This window comes from Novacetimonas cocois (genome assembly GCF_003311635.1).
Lineage (GTDB): Bacteria > Pseudomonadota > Alphaproteobacteria > Acetobacterales > Acetobacteraceae > Novacetimonas > Novacetimonas cocois.
Window position 1 is genome coordinate 77426 of the sequence record NZ_QEXL01000014.1, and the last position, 16480, is coordinate 93905.

At 57.9% G+C, this 16480-nt stretch carries 11 protein-coding genes; 9 read left to right on the top strand and 2 right to left on the bottom strand.

Annotation, left to right across the window (positions count from 1 at the left end; genetic code table 11):
- Positions 1-201: 201 nt before the first annotated feature.
- From NJLHNGOC_RS11285 to NJLHNGOC_RS11295, 3 genes are all read left to right on the top strand, one after another.
- Positions 202-1461: a plasmid recombination protein gene (locus tag NJLHNGOC_RS11285; protein WP_113596444.1), complete on the top strand. Its 1260-nt coding sequence runs from the start codon at positions 202-204 to the stop codon at positions 1459-1461.
- A 159-nt stretch (positions 1462-1620) separates the two neighbouring features.
- A complete protein-coding gene (locus tag NJLHNGOC_RS11290) occupies positions 1621-1962 on the top strand; it encodes a hypothetical protein (protein WP_095351118.1) in 342 nt (113 codons plus the stop codon).
- The gene (locus tag NJLHNGOC_RS11295; protein WP_095351117.1) at positions 1962-2561 is read left to right on the top strand and encodes a recombinase family protein; all 600 of its coding nucleotides are present in this window, start codon (positions 1962-1964) and stop codon (positions 2559-2561) included. The genes NJLHNGOC_RS11290 and NJLHNGOC_RS11295 overlap by 1 nt, the downstream gene beginning before the upstream one ends.
- 541 nt (positions 2562-3102) lie before the next feature.
- Here the strand turns inward: NJLHNGOC_RS11295 and NJLHNGOC_RS11300 are convergent.
- Both NJLHNGOC_RS11300 and NJLHNGOC_RS11305 read right to left on the bottom strand, forming a co-directional pair.
- Positions 3103-5415: a GH92 family glycosyl hydrolase gene (locus tag NJLHNGOC_RS11300; RefSeq protein ID WP_165837924.1), complete on the bottom strand. Its 2313-nt coding sequence runs from the start codon at positions 5413-5415 to the stop codon at positions 3103-3105.
- Between the two features lie 269 nt (positions 5416-5684).
- Entirely contained in the window at positions 5685-7043 is a 1359-nt protein-coding gene (locus NJLHNGOC_RS11305; RefSeq protein WP_113596446.1) for an L-serine ammonia-lyase, read from the bottom strand.
- A 418-nt stretch (positions 7044-7461) separates the two neighbouring features.
- Between NJLHNGOC_RS11305 and NJLHNGOC_RS15710 the strand changes: the two genes are divergently transcribed.
- The 6 genes from NJLHNGOC_RS15710 (at position 7462) to NJLHNGOC_RS11350 (ending at position 16407) form a co-directional block, all read left to right on the top strand.
- Positions 7462-8700: a hypothetical protein gene (locus NJLHNGOC_RS15710; protein ID WP_133258734.1), complete on the top strand. Its 1239-nt coding sequence runs from the start codon at positions 7462-7464 to the stop codon at positions 8698-8700.
- Positions 8697-9341 carry an ATP-binding cassette domain-containing protein gene (locus NJLHNGOC_RS11325; RefSeq protein ID WP_165837925.1) on the top strand — a complete coding sequence of 215 codons (645 nt, stop codon included), beginning with the start codon at positions 8697-8699 and terminating at the stop codon, positions 9339-9341. The genes NJLHNGOC_RS15710 and NJLHNGOC_RS11325 overlap by 4 nt, the downstream gene beginning before the upstream one ends.
- 633 nt (positions 9342-9974) lie before the next feature.
- Entirely contained in the window at positions 9975-11387 is a 1413-nt protein-coding gene (locus NJLHNGOC_RS11335; RefSeq protein WP_113596452.1) for an APC family permease, read from the top strand.
- 194 nt (positions 11388-11581) lie between these two features.
- Entirely contained in the window at positions 11582-14011 is a 2430-nt protein-coding gene (locus NJLHNGOC_RS11340) for a TonB-dependent receptor (protein ID WP_113596453.1), read from the top strand.
- A gap of 245 nt (positions 14012-14256) precedes the next feature.
- On the top strand, positions 14257-15558 hold the full coding sequence (locus NJLHNGOC_RS11345; RefSeq protein WP_165837926.1) for an aspartate aminotransferase family protein: 1302 nt from the start codon (positions 14257-14259) through the stop codon (positions 15556-15558).
- Between the two features lie 237 nt (positions 15559-15795).
- Complete coding sequence (locus NJLHNGOC_RS11350; RefSeq protein ID WP_239021488.1) at positions 15796-16407, top strand: hypothetical protein; 612 nt, start codon at positions 15796-15798, stop codon at positions 16405-16407.
- The last annotated feature ends 73 nt before the right edge of the window (positions 16408-16480 follow it).

Consider the following 16480-nt stretch of genomic DNA (forward strand, 5'->3'; position numbering starts at 1 on the left):
GGTTGCACTGTGGGGTGGCTTGTTGGTTCGTGTGTGTGATTATGACCAGCAACACCTAAAGCCTCACGTGTAGCCTCTGTAGCTGTCTGCAAGACCCTGCGGAGCACCGATGTGCAATGTAATTGCTTTAGTCGGTTACTAAACCAATGGTGTCATTTGCCAATTACTCCCGAAGAATAAAAAGAAAAAAGGGAGAAACGCATGGGCTACCAGTTCGCACATATTGAAACATACGCACGTAAGAGTGTGGAAGCCGGAGAAAAAACCAAGGGTGGAAAGACACGCAAGACCAGAGCAAAAGCCTCGGTTTCTGATGTGTTGAAGGAAGCAAGCAGAGAAGCAGGCCACCACCCTCACGTGCAACACCCGCAACATCCTGCCTTGGTTTTTGGGCTTGATATTCCTGCACTGGAAGCCTTGCACGATGGTATGGCAAGCCAAGCAAAAAGCACCATGAAAAATGGCAAGAGCAGGGCTGTAAGGACTACACAAGCAACCTTGTTAGCTGGTGTTTTGTCTCATCCTGGGAGTGTAGAGGGGTGGAGTGAAGAAGCTGTTAAGGACTGGCAAAAGAAAAGCATAGAGTGGCTTAAAAGCAGGTATGGCGAGCAGTTAAAAACTGTTGTGCGTCATGATGACGAAAGCCACCCACATTTGCATTTTTATGTTGTTCCGTCTGGCTCTGAGATGAAAGCCAATGATTTGCATGATGGAGCAAAGGCAAAGGCTGATTATCTGGCTACCAGTGAAGCCAAAACGCTAGACCCTAAAACAGCAAACAAGAACGGAGACAGGGCATACAGGAACGCAATGCGAGCCTTTCAGGACGATTATTTTTCCAAGGTTTGCGCTGGTTGTGGTTTGGAAAGGTTAGGCCCGAAAAGGCAACGTAAGCAGGGTTTTGAGCATCAGCGAGACAAGCAAACGAACAGGTTACAGGCTGAAAGCAACCTATTGAAGGCGCAGAAGGCCAGAGAGTGCGAGCGTGTAGCCAGTGAAGCCAAAAAGAGGGCAGAGAGTGCAACAGAGCAGGAACAGAAGATTAAGAAATCTCTAAAGAGTGCAAGCCGGAAGCTGAAAACAACACAAGAAGAACTAAGCGAATTGGTTGAAAATGGCTTTTTTCTGCGGTTGTTTGCTGGTCTCAACCTTTGGGTTGCTGGTACAAAGCGAGAGATGAGAGAGACAATCGAAAAGAACAACAAGGAAAACGAAAGCCGTATGAGTCGCTTGAAGCGTCAGGCCAGTTCAGAAATATCAAAATTAAAAAACAGGTTGGCGGACGAAATGGAAAAGGTTGCAAGTTATCAAAACAGAACTTTTCGGGCTGAAAATAACGCAAGATTAGAGCGAGAAAGACACGAAAAAACAAGCAACGAACTAACCAAGGCTAGAGAAGAGTTAAGCAACAAGGCAAAGCACGCGAATAATTTTAAAGGCGATATTAACTTAAAAAGGTAAATAATTATTTTTAATTAAAGTAAAAGTGTTTTTTAAATTGTAATTTTCCGAACATTATGATAATATTAAAAAATGGACGGAACGAAAAGGGGCTTGTTGTTCTTTTATTCTGTTCGGAAAATCATAGAAGGAAAATAACAATTTAAGGAGAAAATTATAATGTTATCAGTAATTACATCAGCGTTGCCGACTGTGGACAGAGAGTTGGCTTTTACATTCTCGATTGTTTCTTTGAGTTCAGGGGAGGCAAGCCCTGAAGCTGTTCGAAAGTGGCAGATTGACGTTAAAAAATTAGCTTTAAAAGCATTTAGAGACCTCGGCATTGAGACAAAAGACGTAACAGAAGAAGACATTAAAAAAGCTTGTAGCGTGGTTCTTGATGATGCCAAGAAAACAATACCTAGGGGCATGAGTAGCTTTAATTTTAAGGCCGATTATGTTTCTCCTGAATATGTTCAGGAATTGATAGAACTAGACAAAACTTTTTTGGAACAGTTCTAATGATTTATGGATATGCACGTGTAAGCACCAGCGACCAAAATGAAGGTATGCAGGTGGACGCTTTAAAAGGGGCTGGATGCTCTGAAATATTCACAGATAAGGCCAGCGGGGCAAAAACCTCGCGTCCTGCTTTGGATAAGATGCTCCCTCTTTTAAAAGATGGTGACACTCTGGTTATTTGGAAGCTGGACAGGCTTGGACGCTCTACTATTCACCTTTTTAATTTGCTGGAAGACCTGAAAAGCAGGGGGGTCGCTGTGCGTTCCATAATGGAAGGAATAGACACAAGTGGTTCTCTTGGTAGATTCCTTTGCACAATCTTGGCCGGGGTTGCTGAGTTGGAGCGAGAGAACATCAAGCAGAGGGTTAACGCGGGGCTTGCAAAGGCCAAGCGTGATGGTGTGAGACTTGGCAGAAAAGAGCGATTTAATGCCAAGGACAAAGCCTTAATTAAAAGACTTCACACGCTCGGAGACAGTTACACAAAACTCTCTCGTCAGTTTTCTGCATCACGTTCAACCATCTGGGAAATCGTGAACAGCGAAGAAAAAGTAGCGTTTCAGGATAATCGCCAAACCGACCTTGAAGACGCATTATAAAGGGGTTGATTTTCTACATAACCCTTCTACATTCTTCTTCACGACAGGATTATAAAAGTCTTTAATATCAATATGTTATTTAACCGACTGCGGGACTGTTGCTGTTCGAGTCCCGCAGCTCGCACCACGAATGGACCTGTTCCATCAGTCCCGGATCATACCGGGCTGGCTGGTTCCCGGTCAGGACTCAGGACGATGATGCCGATTGTCTTTGCGATCCATGAGGCTTGCATGAGCGGCTGATATCATCGCGCAGTGTCGTCAGTCATGGGGCATGTGAAAATAACGCATCGGCAAAAATGACAAAAGTTTTTGGGTGCCGGCTTTTTTCAAAAAGGCGGCGTTCTTCGAAGCTTTTTGCAAAAAGCTTCACCAAAAACTTTCAAATGATGCGCGGGATGTTTTAAGGATGTTCTTTCAGGAGTCATATTGAAGAATACCTGATTGCAATACGTATTTTTCAATATATACCGCAAATCCGTTCCGAAAGGATCGGGCCGTCACTGTTACCCCAACCCTTTCGGAACGCTTCCCGCTCAAATCAGCCTTTTTCAGGAACGGAGGCGGAGGGCTCGTGGCCCGGTTCGGCCTGCATGGTAAAATGCAGGGTGCCCCCTTTCAGGATGTCCTGCTGTCGCAGGTTCAGCAGATCCACCGGCCTGCCGTTGAGCGTCACGTGACCGACATACGGATGCGCCGTATCCATGTTGTCCGCCACCATCGTAAAGGTCCGGCCATTGGGCAGGTGCAGCACGGCCTTTGGCACGAAGGGACGGCCAATGACATAGACATTGCTGGCGGGCGCCACGGGATAGAAGCCCAGCGCGGTAAAGAGATACCATGCCGATGTCTGCCCCAAGTCGTCATTCCCCGCCAGTCCATCGGGGCGGGCGCTGTACTGGCTGTCCATGATCTGCTGCAGGCGCTGCTGTGTCTTCCACGGCGCCCCGGCGTAATCATAGAGGTAGGCGATATGGTGGCTGGGTTCGTTGCCATGCGCGTACCAGCCGATCAGGCCGCTGATATCTTCGACATCCTTGAAAATCGCCGGATCAACCTTCGTATCGAACAGTTCATCCAGCCTTGTGACGAATTTCGCCTTTCCGCCCAATGTCGCGATCAGGCCCGGCACGTCCTGCGGCACGGACCACAGATACTGCCACGCGTTGCCTTCGGTATAGTCGCTGCCATAGGCGGCGGCGGCGGGATCAAAGGGTTCGTGGAATTCGCCGTTGCTGAGCCTGGCGCGCATGAATCCTGTCTTGGGGTCCCATACATTGCGCCAGTTGCGCGCGCGTTTTTCGAATTCAGCCGCGATTTCGGTCTTGCCCATCGCACGGGCCATCTGCGCCAGTGACCAGTCATCATAGGCGTATTCCAGTGTCTTGGACGCTGCCTCCGCCTCCCTGTCGATCGGGACGTAACCCAGCTTCATGTAATCCGCCAGATCCCCGTACGGGCCGTAGGTCGCGCTGGCGACCATGGCCTTGAGCGCCGCCTCCGCATCAAAGCCCCGCACCCCCGCCAGATAGGCATTGGCGATGATCGGCACCGCGTGATAGCCGGTCATGCACCATGTCTCCAGCCCCTGGTACGACCAGATCGGCAGGACGCCGACCGGACTGGCCTGCTGCGCCGCGACGAGGGAGCGCACGAACTGCGCGCTCAGATCCGGGCGCAGCAGCGCCATCAGCGGCTGCTGCGCGCGATAGACATCCCATGTCGACCATGTCGAATAGAAGTCGAAGCCGTTTGCCCGGTGAATTTCCTGATCCGGCCCACGATATTCGCCGTTCGCATCCATGCTCAGCGTGGGGGCCAGCATCGTATGGTACAACGCGGTATAGAACTGCGTCCGCTGGTCCTGCGTGCCGGAGACGTCGATCACCGACAGCGTTTTGTTCCATGCCGCAAGTGCCGCGGCCCGGCGGGCATCGAAATCCCACCCTGCGCCTTCCTGATCGAGGTTGGAAATGGCGTTGGCCTCACTCACGGGGGAGATTGCGACCTTCACCTCCAGCGGTCTGTCCAGCGTGCCAAAGTCGAATACGCCCTCCACCGCCCGTCCGCTCTGGGCGTCATGGTCCTCGGGGCGGTATCCCGGTCCCCTGAACCCGCGATAGGTCACATTCGTTTCACGATTGTATAACGTGCGCGACACCATCGGCTGTGAAAAGCGCATCGCAAAGCACATCGTCCGGTCCGGCGCCCAGCCACGCGTCGTGCGACAGCCCGACACCGTGCCGTCGGAACGCACGCGCAGGCGCGACCATAGCACCTTGCCGGGATAGTCGTAGATGCTTGGCCGCAGATCCAGCAGGACATGCGCCGGCCGCCCCTTGGGGAAGGCATAGCGGTGCCAGCCCACACGGCGTCCCGCCGTCAGTTCGGCATGGACATCGTAATCCGCCAGCGTCACGGCGTAATAGCCGGGCTGCTCAACCTCCGTATCGTGACTGAAGCGCGAGCGGTAGCCGCTGCCCGGTTTTGCGGGATCACCCGGTTCCATCCTGACATCGCCGGAAATCGGCATCATCAGCACGTCGCCAAGGTCGGAATGTCCCGCGCCGGTGAAATGGGTATGCGAAAATCCCATGATGGTGGGATCGTCATACTGGTACCCGCCCGCCCAGTTATAGGCATGCTTGAAGTCCGGCATGGCGGTATCGGGCGAGGGCTGGATCATGCCGAACGGCACTGTCGCGCCCGGAAACGTGTGTCCAGCACCCCCTGTTCCGATACGCGGATCGACATCGGCGGCGGGTCCGCTGATGGTGGCCGCCATCCCGGATGAGAGCGACGGCATGACCGCCAGCGCGGTGGAAAGGCAGGAAAGCACCAGGCGACGCTTCATGTGGAACCTCGGTTCGGCGGATGGATCGTTTCGGGCGGTACGGGCGTGGGCATATCGCCCGCGTCTGGATTGTTACGTTATCTTATCGTCAATTCCGCCCGGATAAACCCCGTGCGAAATGGCTGTTCCAGAGGCCGCCTGAAAAGGCAGCCCCCATAATTCCCTGAAATCATAAAAGTTTTTGGTGAAGCTTTTTGAAAAAGCTTCGGAAGAATGCCGCCCGTTTGAAAACAGGCGCCCCCGGAAATCTTTATTTTTCAGACAGTTCCTCAGCATTCCGGGAAATTGATCGCCAGTCCGCCCAGTGACGTTTCCTTGTAACGATGGTTCATGTCGCGCCCGGTTTCCGCCATGGTGCGGATGACCTGATCCAGCGAAACGCGATGGTCGCCATCGCCCCGCATGGCCAGCGACGCGGCATTGATTGCTTTTATGGCACCAAATGCATTTCTTTCGATGCAGGGAATCTGCACCAGCCCGCCGACTGGATCGCAGGTCATGCCCAGATGATGTTCCATTGCGATCTCGGCCGCGTTTTCCACCTGCGACGGGGTGGCCCCCAGAACCGCCGCCAACCCGGCCGCCGCCATGGAGGAGGCTACGCCCACCTCCCCCTGGCATCCCACCTCGGCGCCGGAAATGGAGGCGTTGAGCTTGAACAGCCCGCCCAGTGCCGCCGCCGTCAGCAGGAATTCCCGCATGCCTTCGCGCGTGGCGCCGGGACAGTAATCGCGGTAATAGCGCAGGACGGCGGGCACCACGCCCGCCGCGCCATTGGTGGGGGCGGTCACCACGCGTCCGCCAGCGGCATTTTCCTCGTTCACGGCAATGGCGAACAGGCTGACCCAGTCCATGATTTCATGCGGCAGGCTGCTGTTCAGCTTCTCCCGCTCCCGCAGGCGTTCATACAGCGCGCCCGCGCGGCGCCTGACCTCCAGCTTTCCGGGCAGGACGCCCCGGCTGGCAATTCCGCGCTCGATACAGTGCATCATGATGTCGATGATCCGGTCCAGATGGGCCACGACGGCCTCTTTTGGACGCAGCGCGGTCTCGTTGCGCAGGACGATGTCGGCTATGTTCAGCCCGTCCCGGCGCGCCAGATCCAGAAGTTCCATCCCGGAGCGGAAATTGTAAGGTACTTCCGGCATGGTGTACGAAGTACTCTCGGCTGCGTCTTCCGAGACGATGAACCCCCCGCCGACAGAACAGAAACGCGCATTTTCCAGCAGCCGCCCGTCCCGGTCGAACGCCGCGAACTGCATGGTGTTCGTATGGACGGGTGGCCTTGTTTCCTTGTCGAGCACGATGTCATGCGCGGGCTGGAACCGGACCGTGGCGGGGCCGATGGCAATGACCCCCTTTTTCCATATCTCCGCAACCAGCGCGTCCGCCTTTTCCGGGTCGACCGTTTCGGGCCGTTCCCCGCACAGGCCAAGGATGACGGCCTTGTCCGTTGCATGGCCCGTCGCGGTCCATGCCAGCGAACCATAGAGCGTGACCTGAACGTGGGCCAGGCCATCGCGTCCGCTGATGGTCTCCATGAACCGTCGCGCGGCACGCATCGGGCCGACCGTATGGGAGGAAGAGGGACCGATGCCTATTTTGAAAATATCGAAAAGACTGATCATGACCGTTCCGGTGGCGATGTGAGGGCGAGGTGTGGGTTTACATGCGACAGGCCTGCATCACAGGGAATAGGCATGTGGCGATTCATGAGTCCAGTCTGGGAGAGTGCTGGAAACACTCTGTTGATAAATAAGGACAAAAGTTTTGGGGTATCGCCTTTCATCTGGAAAGGTGATGTCATTCAAAGCTTTTTGGAAAAAGCTTCACCAAAAACTTTTATGATTTCAAGGTATTGTCGGGTCTGGCTTTTCAGGCAGCCTCCCACACCTTGTCCCCTGGAAATCTTTCCTGGGGAAACGGGTCGGGATGCGTCGGGACCCGGTTGCCGGCTTTCGCGATATGGAAATTCGGGCAAGTATGACCGAAATGGCCCGTCCACCGACATGCAGTGTCGCGGGTCGGCGCGGGCGAGGGGGCATCATGACGCAACGGCGTGAGCGCGCATGGGGGTTATGGCGTTATCTTGTGCTGCGCGGGCGCTTTTTCATTCACGCCAGCGATGCCGTGGTGGCCCGCCACTGGCAATGGTTCCTGTTCGCGGGCCTGCTGACGCCGGGCCTGCCGGTCGTCTCGCTTTTCATGGTTCCGGCGGCCCTGTTCGCGCAGGACCTTTCCGCCGCGCATGCGTTCGGGTGGCATTTCGGCGTCACGCTCCTTTTCGAAGCGGGGGCGCTGGCATGGGTCCTGCCGCAAAGGCGGTTTCTTCGCGGGGGCGCCTTTCGTGATTACATCGGGACGCTGCCGATTTCGGCCATCGCCAGATGCACGGTTTCGTCCGTCCTGCTGTTCGTGGTTGATATCCTGCTGTTCATGCCGGCCGTGATCGGGACCGGCATGGCCGGGCATGCCACCATTTTCGATCTGGCATGCGATATTGAAAAAACGCTGGTATTTGTTGCGATCATTCTGATGATCCAGCTTGGAATTGTTGAACGCCTGCCCTTTCTCCTGCTGATGGGGCTGCCTGCGGATATTGTGTTCGCGGCGGCGGCCAGCATTGCCGACAGCACGGTGGCCATGCTGGTGCTGTCCGGCGCGGTGGCATGCGCGTTGCCATGTGCGGCGTTTGCCATGCGGACTGAACGGTTTTGCGTCGGCCGCGCGGGACAGGTGGGCCGGCTGGCCGGTCGCCTGCGCCCGGGGTTACGCCTGCCGGCTGTGTGGCGTGTTCAGTTCGGGATACTGGCGCGTAATCCCGTGATATCGGCGGGGTGCGCCGTCATGTCGGTCGCGGTTCCGGTCGGGGCGGGCGCGCTGATCGGGGCGTTTGATTATGACGGGCGCGCGCCTGTCGCCATCGTGATAGGCATGGCGATTGTAGCATTTGTCCTTGGTAACCTGTACCGTCTTCTTGCCGACGCGCATGCCATGGCGCGGCCGCTGTTCATGACGCTGCCGCTGTCGCGACATTTCTGGCCGATACGTGACTGCTGTCTGGTGGTGGGGCTGGGGATGGTGCCCCTGTTCATGTTCGGGGGGATCCTTCTTGCGCATCGGCTGGTATCCCTGTGGGCGCTCATGGGGCTGGCCGCGGGTTACGTGGCCTTGCTGGCCGTGTTGCGGGCCGTGGTGGGAACGGACACGCGATTTCGTTTCATGCTTGCCGCCGCATTCAGTATCGCATGGGCGGGGGCAGCAATCGCGGGGGTAAGCGGATGACGCGCAAAGGGGTGCGCTGCACGGCGATTGGCGTTTCCTATGGCGGCAGGGTCGTATTCGATGGCCTCGATCTGACGCTGGGATGCGGGCTGTACGCGCTTCTGGGGGCGAATGGCGTCGGGAAATCGACGCTCCTGCGCCTGCTGGCCGGTGCGCAGTCCCCCGATGCAGGGGAGATCTGGATCGCGGGGGAAAGCCTCATGCGCTTCCCGGTGCGGGCAAGGCGACATCTGTCCTATGTGCCTGATGAGGCGGCGGTCTATCCCTTCATGACCGGGCGTGACCTGCTGGATTTCTGCGCGTGGGCCAAAAACAGCGGGATTGACGGGGATGTGGAGGAGATGATCGGAAATTTCGGTCTGCAGCCGCATCTTGCGACCCGTTTTGACGCGATGTCGCTGGGCACGCGCAAGAAGATGATGATTTGCGCGGCCCTGATCGGCGCGCCCGATGTCCTTCTGATGGATGAGCCCAGCAACGGGCTTGATGCGCCGTCGCTGGAATGTCTGGTCATGTTGCTGCGGCGGCAGTCACGGAACGCGGTTGCCCTGATCGCAAGCCATGACCATGATTTCCTTCAGAGATTTGATGCGGAGCCGCTCCTGATGAATGACCTTGTGCAATCGGGGCCGGCCTCATGACATGGGCCGTGGCGCGCGTCCCGTTCATGCCCGTGTTCAACCGCGTGGGATTACTTTTTACAGTAAAGAAGGGTCACGGAAACCAGCACAACGGTAATCAGCAGGGACAGGCATGCGGAAATCATGAATGTCACCCGGTGGGGAATATTGAAAATCCCCGGCAGCACGTATGAAAACACAACGACAGCGCTATATGCATAGGCAGAATACAGGCCAACGACTGCCGGGATGGTTTTCGGGATGGAGCCTTTCATTGGCGTAATCTCTTTACGGGATATGTTCGTTACTAAATAGTAACGTAATGCAGGGGAAAAGACAACAGGAAAGGGCAGGCTAGCGGCATGGACCGGTTCTCGCGTGAGGTTGCCTGAAGTAAATCCCTGATAAATGTAATGAAAGTTTTTGGGTGCCGCCTTTTTTCAAAAAGGTGGCGTTCTTCTAAAGCTTTTTGCAAAAAGCGTCACCAAAAACTTGTCAGTGATGCGTGGAGCGTCCGGGTGCCGGTTCTGAAACGGCCCCCAGCGGGGATGGGGCGCTGCGTAATTCTGTATCGCGCGGACCGTTGCGGATGTAACATGACCCCGGAATGAAGGGGATAATGGACATCCGCATGCGTGAGACAGAGGAAAGACCATGACGCACTACCTTCCCGGTGGTCAGGGACGCCTGATGCGGGGGCGTCTCGGATTGTCCGATATCGTGGCGCAGGCGGTCTCCGGCGTGGGGCCGGTCTATTCCTCGCTGGTGTTCGTGCCCCTGATCGCCGGGGGGGATGGCGGCGTGGGGGCTGGGGCGGGGGTTTCGGTCTGTATCGCGCTGGCGGCCGTGGTCATGGTGGCCATTGCATGGGTTTTCGCGACATTCGCGCGGCAGGTGGACACGCCGGGTTCGCTGTATGATTACCTGAACCTGTCGCTTGGCCCGCGCTGGGGGCGGGCGTTCGGGCTGCTGTTCTACAGCTGCGCCATCGCCGCCTTCCTCAATGGCGTGCTTACCCTTGGGGGGCTGGGGTCCGATCTTGCGCGGGCGTGCGCGGGCGTGGATGTGCCGTGGTGGGCGTGCGCGCTTGTGTCGCTGGGGATGATCGCATGGGCGGTGTCGCGCGGCATCAGCCTGTCCACCCGGCTGCAGCTGGGGATCAGCATCGCCTCCATGCTGGCGATTGTCATGTTTGCCCTGTGGGTTGTCGTGCATGCGCCGGTGGGATCGGGAATGGCCGCGCATGCGACGATGCGTTCCCTGCGTCATGGCGGCGTGGCGGGCGTGATGATGGGGATGGTGTTTGCCCTGTTCATGTATGGCGGTTTCGAGGGGGCGGCCAACCTGGCGGAGGAAAGCGCCGATCCACGGCGTGCCATCCCTCGCGCGATGATGCTGACGATCGGGATCAATGCCGGGTTTTACGTCATTGTTTCCTATGCCTCCCTGGCGGGAAACATGTTCGATCCGGCACGGCTGGAGGAACAGGCGATGCCGCTGCTGTCGCTGTCCGCGTCGCGGCAGTGGGGGGCGCCCGCGCTGCATGCCGCGCTGCTGGCGCTGACGCTGGCCGACGTGCTGGCGATGATCATGGCGGGCAGCATCGCCATCGCGCGCGGGCTGCTGTCCCTTGCGCGCAATGGGGTCCTGCCGCCCGCCCTTGCCCGCACCAGCGCGGTGCGGCGGGTGCCTGTCACGGCGAACTGCATGCTGCTTGGCGGCTGTGCCGTGGTGGTGTGCCTGATCCATGTCCTTCATGCGGGCCACGGGGCGGATGGGCCGGAATACATGGCGGTGTTCGTCTGGCTGGGCACCTATGCGGGGTTGTGCCTCATGATCGCATGGGGGGCGACCTGTCTGGGGGCGCTGCGGTATTTCAGCCGGCCGGGACATGCGCGCGCGCCCTGCCTGCGCCCGGCCGCACTGGTGGGATTTGTGGCCTGCGCGGGGGTGGGGGGTGTCACGCTCATGCAGTGTGGGGGAAGCACCCTGTGGGTGCCGGTACTGATCGGTCTCGTGCTGTGTGTCGCGGCGCTGGGGACGCGTCGGCAGGCTGGCGCGGCATGATGCAGGGTCAGTGCATCGGGAAGCGGGAAATGGAAAAGGCTGCCGGGCGCAGGTCTTTTCCGGGATCGGGGGAAGCCGTTCTTTATGTTTCGGTTTCGTTCCTATTTTCTTGACGGTGCCGGATGAAGCGCATAACAGCAGTAAAAACCGGACCAGTTTCCGACAAACATGTTCGCAGAGAGGAAGCCCGCCTGATGACGAACGGTCCGCGCATGGTGCTGCATGGCTGTCTTTCCGGTTTCCGCATCCGCCTTGCCTTTTCGACATCCGTGGCGGTCACGCTGGCAACATGTGCGATGCCCTTCGTGTCATGCGCGGCCCCGGCCAGGGGCAAAGGAACAGGCACCTCCATTCCCGCGCGCGCCAGCACCCCGGATGCGGCCGCCCCCCGGCGGCCGGCCAGTTCCCCGGCCCCCCGGCCCGAGGCGATCACCGTGGTGGGCAACGGGCGCGGTTCGTTGCGGCAGATGCAGTCGGCGTCGCGTACCATGCTGGACAATTCGGCCCCCGGGACCAGCGCGCTGAAGGTACTGGGACAACTGCCGGGGGTGGTCTTTACCTCCGCAGATCCATTCGGGGCCTATGAATGGTCGGCGCGGATCTATTCGCGCGGGTTCAGCGAAAACCAGCTTGGCTTCACGCTCGATGGCATCCCGCTGGGGGAACAGGGATACAATATCTATAACGGGCTGAGCACGACACGCGCCGTCATTACGGAAAACCTGCATGACACCAGCATCTCGCAGGGGGCGGCGGCCGTGGATGTCGCCTCCACCAGCGCGCTTGGCGGCGCGGTCAGCCTTCATACGCTGATGCCCTCCGACATGGCGGGGGGACTGGTGGAGCAGACATTCGGCAGCAATTCGGGATTCCGTACCTTCGCGCGTGTCGATAGCGGCCGCCTCAACGGCAGCGGGACGAAATTTTCCGCCTCGTTCACCGATTCCACGATCGACAAGTGGAAAGGATACGGCACCAACGCGACGCAGCAGGTCAATTTCAAGTTCTATCAGCCGCTGGGCGAACGGAGCTCCCTGACCGGGTATTTCGACTGGAGCAGTCATCAGGAAGTGGACAATCAGGACCTGTCGCTCAATTACATCCATACGCTCGGCACGCGGGTGGACAATTATTACCCCAACTATGCCGCCGCCTATGACGCGGCGCTGGGCATATACACGCATGGCGAAAACCTGACGGACGATCCGAAGGATGTCAGCTATTATGAATCCTCCGGCCTCAGGAAAGACTATTTCGCATATCTGACGTTCAAGTCGGACATTACGGACAATCTGGATGTCAATGCCTCGTTCTATTACAGCAACAGCGCGGGGCTGAGTACCTTTACCTCGCCCTATGGTTCGTCACCGAACGGGGCGCCGCTGCAGCTTCAGGGCTATACGCTTGATGTCTCGCGCATCGGGTTTCTTGCCGCCGCGGGATACCGTATCGCGCACAATCACCTGCGGGCGGGCGTCTGGTATGAAAACAACCAGTTCAATAACGGACTTTATCTGTATCAGGACCCGATCCTGGGGCAGGGAACCCCGCCCAGCCCGACGACATGGCTGAACCCGAAGAACGCGTTCGACCATGCCTATGGATATGTGTTCAACACGAATACGTTCCAGACATTTTTCGAAGATACCTATCAGATCACGCGCAATTTCCGGATCAATGCCGGGTTCAAGTCGATGCTGGTCACGACGCATGACGGCATTACCGCCAACGATCCGTCCTATACCGGGTACGGCAGCCTGCCATCGGGCACGATGACGGCGTTTGATCCTTTCCTGCCGCAGGTCAGCGCCAATTACCGTTTCACCCATGATGACGAGGTCTTTTTCGACATGGCCGAAACCATGCGGGCCTTCAGCCAGTTTGGCCTGTCGGGCGGCGCGTCGGCATCGGCATGGTCGGTGGGCGACCCCACGCAGTTCCATCAGGCCATGCGCCTGAAACCGGAAAAGGCATGGGTGTTCGAGATGGGATACCGCCATGACGACAGGTGGCTGTCGGCGCTTGTGACGGCCTATCGGGTGAATTTCGAAAACCGCCAGCAGGTCGTAAGCTCAGGCCCCATCATCCAGCTGGTGGGCGTCCTGAACAATGTGGGCGGCGTGACAACCGATGGCGCGGAAGGGAGCCTGACGCTTCATCCTTTCCCCGACAGCAGGATTTTCAAGGGACTGTCATGGTACAACAGCATCAGCTTCAACCGCTCCACCTTTGACAACAATTTCACGGACTCGACCGGGGTCCATCATATCGCGGGCAAGCTGATCCCGAACTATCCCGAACTGACCTACAAGACATCGCTGATGTACCGTTATGGTCCGGCCAGCGTGAATGTCGATGCGCAGTATATGAGCCGACGTTACATCAGTTACATGAATGATGCGTGGGCGCCCCATAACTGGGTCATGAACCTGGGCGCGCGGTACCAGTTCCCGGGATATGGAATATTGCAGCATATCAGTCTGGAACTTAATGTATATAACCTTCTGAACGCGGATTATATCGGAACGGTGGGGGAACAGGGCAACCCGATCAGCGGCGATTACCAGACGATGCTGATTGGTGCCCCCCGGCAGTATTTCGGGACCGTCCGCGCGGAATTCTGATGGGCGTTGCAAAAGTTTCCTGCGAAACGTTGCGCATGTCACAAGGAACGCCATCTTTTCCAGCAGGCTGCCTGAAAACAGCCTGCTGATAAAAGTAACAAAAGTTTCCGGGTATCGGCTTTTTTAAAAAGGCGATGTCTTTCAAAGCTTTTTGCAAAAAGCTTCACCAAAAACTTTTATTATTTTTATCAATGGGTTATCTTTGGGGGCTTATTCAGGAAACATCCAGGGCAGGATCACGGGACATGCAGGGTTGCGCCGATACGCGAAAGGTTTTCACGAAATCGCGTGAATATCGCACAAATGCGCTGCGTCACCTGTCAAATGGCGTGTCCTCCACCCCGCGCGCGTCGCAACGGCCCGTGCCGGTCGTCATCGACAGCGCGGCGGGGGTGACGCTGACGGATGTCGATGGCAACCGTTATCTGGATTATGCGCTGGGATATGGCCCGCTGATACTGGGACATTCGCCCGAACCGGTCATGCATGCGCTGCGCGACGCGTTGGATCGGGGATTGCGCACCGCATCCGTCAACAGCGACGAAGCCGCGCTGGCGGACCTGATTGCCGCGAACGTGCCCTGCGCGGACAGGGTCGCCTTCGTCAATACCGGCACGGAGGCGGTGCAGCTTGCCATCCGCATCGCGCGCGCCACCACCGGCAGGTGCCGGGTCGCCAAATTCCGCTGCAACTATCACGGCTGGGTGGATGACCTGCATGTCGGCTGTTCCTCCGGACAGGACGGGCCCGCAACGCTGGGGCAGGACCCGCGTGCCTCCGAAATGGTGACGCTGCTGGACTGGGGGGAAAGTGATGCGGCCCGGCAGGTGCTGGACGACAGTTTCGCGGCCGTGATCGTCGAACCCGCCGCGATCAACGCGGGGTGCTTTGCGCCGCCGGCGGGGTTCCTTGAAACATTGCGCGATGTCACGCGGCGGCATGGGACTGTTCTGGTGTTTGATGAAGTCATCACCGGATTTCGCATGTCGCTGGGCGGGGCGCAGGCCCGTTACAACGTGGTGCCGGACATGTGCGTGCTGGGCAAGGCGCTGGGCGCGGGGCTGCCGATCGGGGCGGTCGCGGGGACCGATGACGTGATGGATGTGGTGTCGTCGGGCCGGATGCTGCACCGGGGCACGTTTAACGGCAACCCGCTGTCGATGGCGGCGGGCGTTGCCTGTGTTTCCCATCTTCAGGAACATGCGGACCGGATATATCCCCGCATGGAATCTTTCGCGCAACGGATCTGCGCCCATATCCAGCACGAGGCCGCCCGCAACGCGGTGGCCGTTCATGCCCGGGGCGTGGGTTCGGCACTGCAGGTCTTTGCCGGGGTGCGTCAGGTTGACGGGATTGGCGACCTGGCCGGGATCGACCGCGACGCCACGCTGCTGCTGACCGAAGAACTGCTGCGTGAGGGGATTTTCACCCTTCCGCGCGGGCTGATGTATCTTTCCGCGATCCACACGGATGAAGACGTCGCCACGACCCTTGCGGCCGTGACCCGGGCGGTCCGTTCCTATGCCGACAGGCTGGGTGGCGCATAGGCCATATCGGCAGGAAAGGGGCGAAGCCCGGCCGCTGATCTGCGGACAGGACATTTCGCATATGTTGATGACGGCGGTTGTCGCGCCCGATACGGGTCGTCATGCAGTTCCCTGTCCGGGTTACATGGACGCGTGAAGGATATATGCAATTCTGCCTAACAGTCTTGCAGTCTCCTGCTTTGTCTTTTCTTGCGATAGCCTCGATAAGAGGCGGGTGAGAGTGGAAGGGGATGCCGCGTGAGCCAGACATGGGGTGATTTTCAGGCCGTCGTGCAGCTGTCGGCGGGGTTGAATGTGGCGATTCTCAGCTTTGTCGATATCAGCCTGCCCGCCATCAAGGAGCGTCGGCGCGTTTTCGCCAAGGCCCAGCAGGAACTGGCCATGCACCGTTCCGCCCCGGGCAAGGTCACCAGCGCGGCACAGCTGGAACATGACTGCCAGGTCGATGAAATGAATGGCAAGCTGTACCTGCTGTGGCAGGAATCCTCGTCCTTCAGCAATGAGGAGGATTCCCTGATCCACTATACCGGCATCCTCGGCTTTCTGGGCGCGGTGCTCAGCCTGGTGCTGCTGTGGTATTCGGCGGAATATTATGACGCTGTCATCAGCGTGACGGGCAAGGCGGTGATCTCCCTGTCCTTCTGCTCGCTGATCGGGGCGTTCATCATCAATTTCATGACGGCCTCGCAGGCCAGTATCTTTACAAAAAAATGTAACCAGATCCGCGAGGAAATGCACCAGAAGTTTGACAATACCCAGCTGGTGCCGCCCACTGGCACGACTGGCACGACTGGCACGACTGGCACGACTGGCACGACTGGCACGACTGGTCACAAGGTGACGTCATGACGTGCATGTCCCTGTCCGGCCCGGCCTGTATTTCATCGGGCATATGTTTGGTTTTTTTTAAAGCTTGATTTTG

Bases quoted from the DNA above. Each gene is read 5' to 3' on its own strand.
- NJLHNGOC_RS11325 (WP_165837925.1), top strand. From the start codon at position 8,697: ATGACGCGCAAAGGGGTGCGCTGCACGGCGATTGGCGTTTCCTATGGC.
- NJLHNGOC_RS11340 (WP_113596453.1), top strand. From the start codon at position 11,582: ATGACGAACGGTCCGCGCATGGTGCTGCATGGCTGTCTTTCCGGTTTC.
- NJLHNGOC_RS11305 (WP_113596446.1), bottom strand. From the start codon at position 7,043: ATGATCAGTCTTTTCGATATTTTCAAAATAGGCATCGGTCCCTCTTCC.
- NJLHNGOC_RS11290 (WP_095351118.1), top strand. From the start codon at position 1,621: ATGTTATCAGTAATTACATCAGCGTTGCCGACTGTGGACAGAGAGTTG.
- NJLHNGOC_RS11345 (WP_165837926.1), top strand. From the start codon at position 14,257: ATGCAGGGTTGCGCCGATACGCGAAAGGTTTTCACGAAATCGCGTGAA.
- NJLHNGOC_RS15710 (WP_133258734.1), top strand. From the start codon at position 7,462: ATGACGCAACGGCGTGAGCGCGCATGGGGGTTATGGCGTTATCTTGTG.
- NJLHNGOC_RS11295 (WP_095351117.1), top strand. From the start codon at position 1,962: ATGATTTATGGATATGCACGTGTAAGCACCAGCGACCAAAATGAAGGT.
- NJLHNGOC_RS11285 (WP_113596444.1), top strand. From the start codon at position 202: ATGGGCTACCAGTTCGCACATATTGAAACATACGCACGTAAGAGTGTG.
- NJLHNGOC_RS11300 (WP_165837924.1), bottom strand. From the start codon at position 5,415: ATGAAGCGTCGCCTGGTGCTTTCCTGCCTTTCCACCGCGCTGGCGGTC.
- NJLHNGOC_RS11335 (WP_113596452.1), top strand. From the start codon at position 9,975: ATGACGCACTACCTTCCCGGTGGTCAGGGACGCCTGATGCGGGGGCGT.